The organism is Catellatospora coxensis, from assembly GCF_016862635.1.
GTDB lineage: Bacteria > Actinomycetota > Actinomycetes > Mycobacteriales > Micromonosporaceae > Catellatospora > Catellatospora coxensis.
On record NZ_BONI01000021.1, the window covers coordinates 103044 to 111193 of the forward strand.

The following is an 8150-nucleotide window of genomic DNA, read 5'->3' on the forward strand; positions in this document are numbered from 1 at the left end:
ACTCATCGTTTCGCCGCGGCAGCGCGGCTTGCAACGACATTCTCGTAGCGTGACCTGGCGCGCTTCGTCGGCGGTTCCGCGCGCCGCTGTCGCATGCCGGTGGGGCCGGTCCGGGGAGACCAGGACCGGCCCCACCGGGTCAGGACAGCGTTCTCAGGATCGTGTTCGCCTGGTACGACAGCGCCGTGCGCGCCGCCGCCGAGACGCCCCGCCCGTCCAGCTGCCGTACGAAGCGCCGCAGCGTTTCGGCCGCCGCGTCCGCGCGGCCGTCCCGGGCGTGCCCGTCCGCCTGGTCCAGCAGCGCGCCCAGCCGTGGCGCGTCGTGGGGGCCGACGTCCCCGCTTCGTGCGTATCCGTCCAGGATGTCGCGCAGCGCCCCCACAGCGCCCGGGGCCCAGTAGTCCGGCACCGGCACCCGCGCCCAGTCCACGTCCGAGGCGAGGTGGAAGCCCGGGTACGCGGGCTGGTTGTAGGACGTCTGCTGCCGGGCCACGTCGGCGCGGTACTGGGGGTCGTGCATCAGCGTGAACAGCTTGCGGTCGGTCACCTCGGTGCTCAGGTGGATCCGCAGCGCGGTGCTGTCGGCCGTACGCAGCAGCAGCTCCTCGCGCCAGTCCCCGAAGACGTCCGCGACCAGCGCGGGGTTGCCCTTGGTGCCGTTGTTGGCCAGGGTGCCCTCGGCGCTGAGCAGCCGCCCGTGCCGCCAGTCGTCGACCGTCGGCGTCTGCAGCACCGTGGTGGCCGTGCCGTTCACGAGCTGGGTGGTCATGTCGGCCGCCCAGCGGATGCTCATGTTCGTGCCCGGCGTGGTCGGGGCGAGCAGGTCGCCGCGGGCGGAGAACAGCCCGATGCCCAGCTCGGCGGAGTTGGGCGGCATGGCCGGCCACACCTCCAGGCCGCGCACCCCGGGTTCGACGTCGCCGACCATGCCGCGCCCGGTGTCCCGTCCGGTGTAGTCGCCGAAGATCACTTCGCCGGTACGGGCGTCGCGCAGGGTGTGCCCGTACGGGGCGAACGTGCCGCCCTCGTGGACCATGTAGATCTCCAGCCCCGGGCGGTCGGGGTCGATGTCGGTCACGTGCAGCGCGTCGCCGTGCCCCAGGCGCACCACCGCGCCGGGATCGGCGCTGCCGGGCGGCAGGGGCGCGAACGAGCTGTAGAGCAGGCTGCCGTCGTCGTCGAGGGTCGCTCCGCCGTAGACGATCTCCTGCCTGCCGTCGGCGTCCACGTCGGCGACGCCGAGCGAGTGGGCGCCCTGCGTGGTCAGCGTCGCGTACCGCGGATCGGTGCCGTCCCGGCCGTGCGGGGAGTCGTTGAACGGGTTGCTCATCGGCACCCAGCCGCTGTCGACGTACCAGTCCTCGGTCAGCCGCCGGCCGTTCCAGTGGTAGGCGACCAGCGTGGTGCGGGTGTAGTAGCCGCGGGCGAACACCGCCGACGGCCGCCTGCCGTCCAGGTACGCCACGGTGGCGAGGAAGCGGTCGACACGGTTGCCGGGCTCGATGCGCGCCATGGCGTAGTCGCCCCAGCGCAGTCCGTCGTCGTCCCGGCCCGGCTTGTACCGGATCGTCTGCAGCTCGCGGCCGGTGGCGCCCTCGAAGACGGTCAGGTATTCGGGCCCGTGCACGATGAAGCCCTCGAACGCCCGCAGGTTGTTGCGCGTGCTCCGGCTCGGGGCGTACACGTCGACGAAGTAGTCGGCCAGCGCCCGCGCGTCGGCCGCGGACAGCGGATAGGCGTACGCCCGCGGGATGCCGAACGCGTCCTCCAGCGTCGCGGGCCAGCGGCCCGCCAGGACCTCGGGATGCCGGTGCCAGCCGAGGAACATCTCGACCACGTGGTCGTGGTAGCCGGCCGCGCTGAGGCGGTAGTCGTCGGTGTGCGCGTAGCCGGCCGCCAGGTCCTGCCGCGGCATGGTGATGTGCCGCTCGGCGGCGACGCCGCCGTCCGGCCGGTATCGCACGACCTTCGTGCCCGGCGCGGTCTTGAGCATCAGCTCCGCCCGGCCGTCGCCGTCGAAGTCGTAGACCAGCACCTGCGCGTAGTGGGCTCCGGCGCGGACGTTGACGCCGAGGTCGATCCGGTGCAGCAGGGTGCCGTCGAGGCGGTACGTGTCGACGTAGACCGGGCCGGTGTAGCCGACCTGGGAGACGTCCTTGGAGTTCGACGGGTCCCACTTGACGACGTACTCGTACTGCCCGTCGCCGTCGACGTCGCCGACGCTCACGTCGTTGACCGAGTAGGTGTACGCCTCGCCGCGCGGGGTGACGCCGTCCGGCGGCTTGCGCATCGGCACGTCGTGGTACGCGCCCGACCAGGGCGAGACCTCAGCGCTGAGATCGACCTCGGCGCCGCCGACGACGGCGGCCACCCGGTACGCCGACCCGGCCGTGCCGTCCCGGTCGAGGTGGTTGGTGCTGTCGGTGACCGTCGCGATCCGCTGCCCGTCCCGGTACACGTGGAAGGCCGGGCCGGCCATGCCGGTGTCGGTGCGGCCGCTGACCTCGTGTCCGCGCAGCCGCCAGCTCAGGAAGACCCCGTCGGCGGTGGTCGCGGCGACCAGGCCACGGTCGAGGTGTTCGAGTTGGACGGCGGGGATGCCGTGCTGTCGTCGCGGTTCGGCGGCGGACGCGGCAGGCCCGGGGAGGATCAGCGCCACGGCGCAGGCGGCGGCGGTGACCGCGGACGGGATGCGGCGGGTCCGGGTCCGAGGACTCATGTGCGATCTCCTCGTCGAAGTGGGGCCTCCCACGCCGTGGGACAGGGCTCACCTCGGCTGGAAAGCGCTTTCAGGAATATGAAACGTTAAAACTATCGATGTGTGCCGACGCCGTGTCAAGCGCAGCCGTATGCCGATCAGCTCGGGACGGTGGCGCGCAGCGCGGCGACGGCGGCCAGCAGCTCGTCGCGCCGATCCAGCGGCATCATCCAATCCGGCAGCTCGACCTGGTCCGCGGGCAGGTAGGCGCCGCCGTCGGCCAGGCGTACCCGGGCGCGCAGGTGCCGCTCGATCGCGTCGAGATGGCCGGTCCCGTACGCCCACAGCCGCCGGCCGGCACAGGGCTGCTGCAACCACAGCGGCAGGCGGAACACCGGGTCGGACACGGCGCTGCCGTCCCAGCGGTTGCCCTGCCTGAACTCCGGCCTGCGCGTCGCGGTGTGCGAGCAGCGGGAGCAGGTCACCCGCCACGCCGGCCGTCCCGGGCCAGGCGCGGGGCGCGCTGGTGGAAGGTCCGCAACAGGCTCGTCTTCGTGCCCCACGACTTGGCGTGCCAGGCCCACTCGTGCGGGAACCGCAGCTCCCAGTGCAGGTAGAGCAGCCGGTAGCGCACCTCGCGCGGCACCCGCGCCAGGCCCGGCCAGGTCCCCGTCCAGAGCCCGTCGGGCAGCAGCCGGCGGCTCGCCTCCTCGTGCTCCTGCCGGGTGACGGCGGCGGCCCTGACCGTGCGGAGCCCGTCGAGCCGCAGGTGCGCGGCATCGCGCCGGGCCGGGTCCTCGCTGATCAGGTCCCAGGCCCAGGCGAACCGCTCGTCCCAGTCGTCGGCCATCCGGGCACTCGACCACGAGACGCCCGCCCCGGCAAGTGCCGACCGGGCAGAACGACGGCGCGGGCGGCGACACCGCCGCCCGCGCCGCGTCTGCGGCGAAAGATGATCAACCGCCGTGGTGGTACGGAGCGCCGATCGTGTAGAGCAGCGTCGCGAGCGAGACGAGCGCCAGCGGGATACGGATGCGCATGCCTCAGCCGCCGTGTTCGTGTGGCGCGCCGACCGTGTACAGCAGTGTCGCCAGCGAAGCCAGCGCCACCATGATGCGGATTCGCATGACTGCTCCTAACTTCCTTCCGTCATCGGCGCGCCGATCGTGTAGAGCAGCAGGGCCAGCGATGCCAGGGTGAGCACCGCGTAGGCGGCCCGGTGCCAGTTGATGGCCAGGGTCATGGTTCACCTCCCTTCACAGGCTGGGGTTCCGGATCAGGCCGGTCGCGGCGGCGGCGCATCGCCAGCGCCGTCAGCGCGACGGTCCCGGCGCCGATGAGCACGTCACCGGGACTGACGACCTTGTTCAGGAGCGCGACGGGGATCGTGTCACCGAGGAACGCGAGCCGGGTCGCGTCGTGGGCGGGTGCGTTCTTGGGCGTGGTCAGGCCCGGTCGCAGGCCGACGGCCTCGGCCGCGGCCGGTTCGTACGGCATGCGCCCGTTGGCGGCGATGGCCAGCCCGTTGGCGAGCGCACCCGCCGTGATGGCGATGCCGGCGAGGCGGAGCGCGCGCGGCCAGGCGGCGAGGTTCACGGCCAGCCAGCACAGGACCAGCCCGAACACGAGGATCAGCAGGGCGGGGTGCCGCAGGGGAGTCACGTAGTACTGCGCCGCCTGGACAGCGGCGGCCAGCCAGAGCAGCCACAGGGCCGACAGCCGGATGCCGCGCAGACCCGCGAGGCGGCCGCCGCACAGGTAGCCGACCAGGACACCCAGCGCCGGCGGCGCGATGAGCAGGATCAGGCCTTGGACGCTCATCGCGCCACCGCGCGGGCCTCGGATCCGGTCATGCGCGGGCTCCTGTCGGTCGGGTGCCCTCAGCAGATCCGTTCGTTCGGCGTGGCTGGGCGGTTCCCGGCAGACTCCGGAAACCGCCGTTGTCGGCGCAGGTCCGGGCGGGTCCGTGAGTCCGGCATGCCGGACGACACCGGACCCGATCGGCAAGGACAGGATGAGCCGGCGATGCCGGGGTGCGGCCGGCGTGGCGAGCAGTGCCGCAGCGAACCGCGCAGCCACGGCGGGTGGCGGGTGGAGCCGGTCAGTGCGGACGGATGTTGATGGTCTGCTTGTTCTTGTTGCCCACGATCACACCGGTCGAGCCGTTGACCTGTACGCGGGCCCCGCCGAGGTTGGCCTGCTCCAAGAGCTGCAGCAGCCGCTGAGCGGCGTCCTCGGTCGCTTTGTCGATCTCCTCCGCCGGCAGGCTCGACGCCAGCGCGTTGCGCGGGCCCTCGCCGTCGGCGGCTTTGGCGACCAGTTCCCGGCTCGAAGACTCGGAGACCCCTGCGCGGCGAAGGCAACCGACCACGAGTTCCTTGAAGGTGCTGTACGCGTCGGCGAACGCCGTGGTGACCGTTCCCGAGATGCCTGCGGTGGCTCCAGCGACCACCGCGCTGACGACAAGGGCTACCACCGGGTCCATTCGTATCGCCTTTCGTCGAAGTGACACATGCGCTCACCGTAGGTGCCGCGTCCCCGGCTGTCTGTCGTGCTGCTGATAGGCCTGAGGTGCCAGAACCTGACTCCCCGGATCCCTGAACGACACTGCCGCCCCAGGTCCCGGACGAGTACCGTGACATTGCGATCCGCCGATTGCCCGCGAGGTGGTGACTGCGATGTACTTTCCCCGGTTCGCTGAGCATCCGGAGGGCTCCGCCCTGCCTATGCCGGCAACGGAGCACGAGAATCCGCTGGGAATCGGTGATCTGACGGCAGCGTTGGAGCGGACCGAGGCTGAGCGTCCTGGCTTGACGCTATTCGGCCCGCGGCCCACTCCGGGTGGAGAATCATCCATCGGGCCGTCCTTCGATCTCGACGCCTTGCGCTTGCCCGCCATCGATGAACATGGTGACCGCGGCAATCCTCCGTCGGAGTTGCTCTTGCCGGCATGGACCGACGAGCGAGGGCCTGAAATCGGTCGGTTCGACGACGGACCTGGGTCGTTGCAGGAGGCGTCGGCGGTCGTGCACGGACTGCAGGTTCGGATCGGCGACCTCGAACGCGATCCCGCAGATCATCCGGATTCGCTGCGACTCGCCGATCTCTCGCCATTGGATCCGCCGGACGTGCACCGGTCTCCACTCGATGAGCACGATGGCGTCGGGCTCGCGGCTCACGTGGAGATGCCGCCGCTGACGCAGACCGGTGAGCTCGGACCCGGGGCCGGTCCGTTCGATGGGGGACGCGAATCATCAGAAGATGGACCGTTGGTCGTGGGCCCCCACGGCGACCCTCACCTACTTGTGGCCGACGCCGGGATGGAAATGGAACGTCCTCGTTTCACGCCTCGCTCCACACAGCGCGGCGACACTGAACGCCGGGCTGAGCGCGCCGCGGCCGCGGCCTCCGCGCGGCCGCCCGAGAAGGCCGTGGTCGATCCGGGTGCCGGCGTCTGGAATGCCGACCCGACGATCAGCAGGGCTTCCGACGTGATCCGCGGCCCGCGCTTGGCCAAGCCCATTACGTCTATCGAAGAGCCGTTGGGCTCGCCCAAGCTGCTTGAGATACCCGAGAGCCAGGTGCTCGAAGTCCATGCCGTGTCAAGGTCGGTCGGCTTCGATCCGGCGATGCATGCGACGGAGTCCGCCGTTCAGGCGGTGTTCGAGCTGTCCGAGCACTACTGTCGCATGCTCGAATCGCGAACGCTCCGGCTGGAGAAGCTGATCACCCGTGTTCATGAGGTGATGAAGCAGTGGGGATATCTCCACCACGTCGAGGAGCTGGGCGAGCTGACGCCGGCCGAACCGTACGACTGCCTCAAGACGCTGGAGACCGTGCTCACCGAGTCGGGTCTCGTCGCGAAGATCAAATCTTGGCCGCGCGACCTTGATCGATGGCTGGAGTCCATGTCGATCGCCGTGGACCGAGCTGAGCGTGTACGTCCGGAAGTCAAGATCGCCCCAGGGGTCGACGGCTCGGTCGACGGGCGTATGCCGACGTCGCTGAAATCAAGCGTCGAGGTGAGCGACTCCATCGGCGTGATGTGGGGTGCGCACAACCGCATCGAGGTCACTCACATGTGTGTGGTCGAGCACCCTGTCATCGAGGTCGCCGAGTTGGTGCGGATGGCGGCCGACGGTCCTGTGTTCAACTGGTCGGCCTGGGAGCTGCGCCGACCGCCTGCCGACGGCGAAGTGCAGGTCAAGTCGTCGCCGCTGCACCCGGGATACTTCGCCAACATCTGGAACTGCACCGGCGTGACTCTGGGCAACCACAACGACCTGGACCTGACCTACCTGTATCGCATGTCGTCCTGCCGGGTGAACCTGCTGCCGCTGCTGCGCGATCCACGCATCAGCGCCGAGCTTGCCCTGTGTGCCGACGAGTCTCCGGAAAACGCCGAACACGCCGCGGCTGCCCGCTCCGGACTCCAGGAGACCGTGGCCACGGTGGTGGGTGCCATGGACCTCAGCAACCTGGTGTCTGAGCAGGAGATAGCCGCTCACGCGGCACGGATGCGCCTGCCGCGGGTACGTGGACGAGGGTCGACCATCGCGATATCCCACGGTGCGGGCGTCGCGATCGGCACTGATCTCTCGGTGACCTCCGGCACCCGGTTCAAGGTCGGCCGGCCGCGCGTCACGTGATCCAGAAGGAGGCCCAGAGCTGCTCGGTCCTCGGGTGGCAGGCTGATCGTGCGTCACCTGCGGCGGGATCCTGCAGTCGGACCGCGTGTGACGCGGCCGGCGGTCGGTGCCCTCATGAACGGCCTTGGCGGGGATGGAATCCCCGCCAAGGCCGTTCCCGTCAGTTGACGTAGCGGACCGACGGACTCGTCGAGCTGAAGCGATAGGTGCCCGAGCTGTTGTAGATGTCGATCTCCGTGTAGACCGTGTACCAGATGTTGGGCAGGCTGTCGGTGTTCCGGTACCAGCAGCAGTAGTTGCCCTTGTGGTCGAGGCGGCCCGATCCCACGAGGTACCAGGTCCCGTTGACGTTCAGCCAGGCCTTGAACGAGTGGTAGTCGTCGCTCGGGGTCGCGTTCATGTAGAAGTCCGCCCGCACCCGGTTGCCGTAGGAGCCCCAGTCGACACAGGCGGACACGGGACTTTGGCCGTTGCAGCCACCGGCCGCCGCGGCGGGTGTCGCGGTGGCGAGCGTGGACCCTGTGGTGATCACCATGGCGACCAGCAGGCCACGCAGGACGTTTCGCCAGGTGGCGATGCGGCGGCCGGCCCCGATTCCCGGTGCTCTCAAGCGCATGACGTTTCCTTTCCTGTTGCTCTCGTCAGCTGCCACCCAATGAACCCGATCACTGCGGACAGGTGGCCCATGCTCGGCGAACTCCGGAAGCCTCCCGCATCGACCCTGGTCGCACGGTGCTGAGGTTTCGGAGTTCCGGACGACACCGGACGCCGCCGACGGAAGGAACGGACCGAGGAAACGCAAC

Annotated in this window: 7 protein-coding genes; 1 reads left to right on the forward strand and 6 read right to left on the reverse strand. The window is 70.1% G+C overall.

What is annotated here, in order from left to right; genetic code table 11:
• Positions 1–139: 139 nt before the first annotated feature.
• The 5 genes from Cco03nite_RS42855 to Cco03nite_RS14830 form a co-directional block, all read right to left on the reverse strand.
• Entirely contained in the window at positions 140–2719 is a 2580-nt protein-coding gene (locus tag Cco03nite_RS42855; protein WP_203692649.1) for a rhamnogalacturonan lyase, read from the reverse strand.
• A 137-nt stretch (positions 2720–2856) separates the two neighbouring features.
• Positions 2857–3183 carry a hypothetical protein gene (locus tag Cco03nite_RS14815; protein WP_203692650.1) on the reverse strand — a complete coding sequence of 109 codons (327 nt, stop codon included), beginning with the start codon at positions 3181–3183 and terminating at the stop codon, positions 2857–2859.
• Positions 3180–3548 (reverse strand): hypothetical protein, encoded by a 369-nt coding sequence (locus tag Cco03nite_RS14820; RefSeq protein ID WP_203692651.1) that lies wholly within the window; start codon positions 3546–3548, stop codon positions 3180–3182. Before Cco03nite_RS14820 ends, Cco03nite_RS14815 begins: the two co-directional genes overlap by 4 nt.
• A gap of 389 nt (positions 3549–3937) precedes the next feature.
• Positions 3938–4519 carry a DUF5317 family protein gene (locus Cco03nite_RS14825; protein ID WP_203692652.1) on the reverse strand — a complete coding sequence of 194 codons (582 nt, stop codon included), beginning with the start codon at positions 4517–4519 and terminating at the stop codon, positions 3938–3940.
• 280 nt (positions 4520–4799) lie between these two features.
• Complete coding sequence (locus Cco03nite_RS14830) at positions 4800–5183, reverse strand: hypothetical protein (protein WP_203692653.1); 384 nt, start codon at positions 5181–5183, stop codon at positions 4800–4802.
• Between the two features lie 193 nt (positions 5184–5376).
• Here Cco03nite_RS14830 and Cco03nite_RS14835 point away from each other — a divergent pair, with 193 nt between their 5' ends.
• Positions 5377–7347 (forward strand): hypothetical protein, encoded by a 1971-nt coding sequence (locus Cco03nite_RS14835; RefSeq protein ID WP_203692654.1) that lies wholly within the window; start codon positions 5377–5379, stop codon positions 7345–7347.
• 160 nt (positions 7348–7507) lie between these two features.
• Here Cco03nite_RS14835 and Cco03nite_RS14840 read toward each other — a convergent pair whose 3' ends face one another.
• Positions 7508–7963 (reverse strand): hypothetical protein, encoded by a 456-nt coding sequence (locus Cco03nite_RS14840; RefSeq protein ID WP_203692655.1) that lies wholly within the window; start codon positions 7961–7963, stop codon positions 7508–7510.
• Positions 7964–8150: the final 187 nt, after the last annotated feature.

Coding starts and splice junctions, on each gene's coding strand:
- Cco03nite_RS42855 (WP_203692649.1), bottom strand. CDS start 2,719: ATGAGTCCTCGGACCCGGACCCGCCGCATCCCGTCCGCGGTCACCGCC.
- Cco03nite_RS14820 (WP_203692651.1), bottom strand. CDS start 3,548: ATGGCCGACGACTGGGACGAGCGGTTCGCCTGGGCCTGGGACCTGATC.
- Cco03nite_RS14825 (WP_203692652.1), bottom strand. CDS start 4,519: ATGAGCGTCCAAGGCCTGATCCTGCTCATCGCGCCGCCGGCGCTGGGT.
- Cco03nite_RS14830 (WP_203692653.1), bottom strand. CDS start 5,183: ATGGACCCGGTGGTAGCCCTTGTCGTCAGCGCGGTGGTCGCTGGAGCC.
- Cco03nite_RS14835 (WP_203692654.1), top strand. CDS start 5,377: ATGTACTTTCCCCGGTTCGCTGAGCATCCGGAGGGCTCCGCCCTGCCT.
- Cco03nite_RS14840 (WP_203692655.1), bottom strand. CDS start 7,963: ATGCGCTTGAGAGCACCGGGAATCGGGGCCGGCCGCCGCATCGCCACC.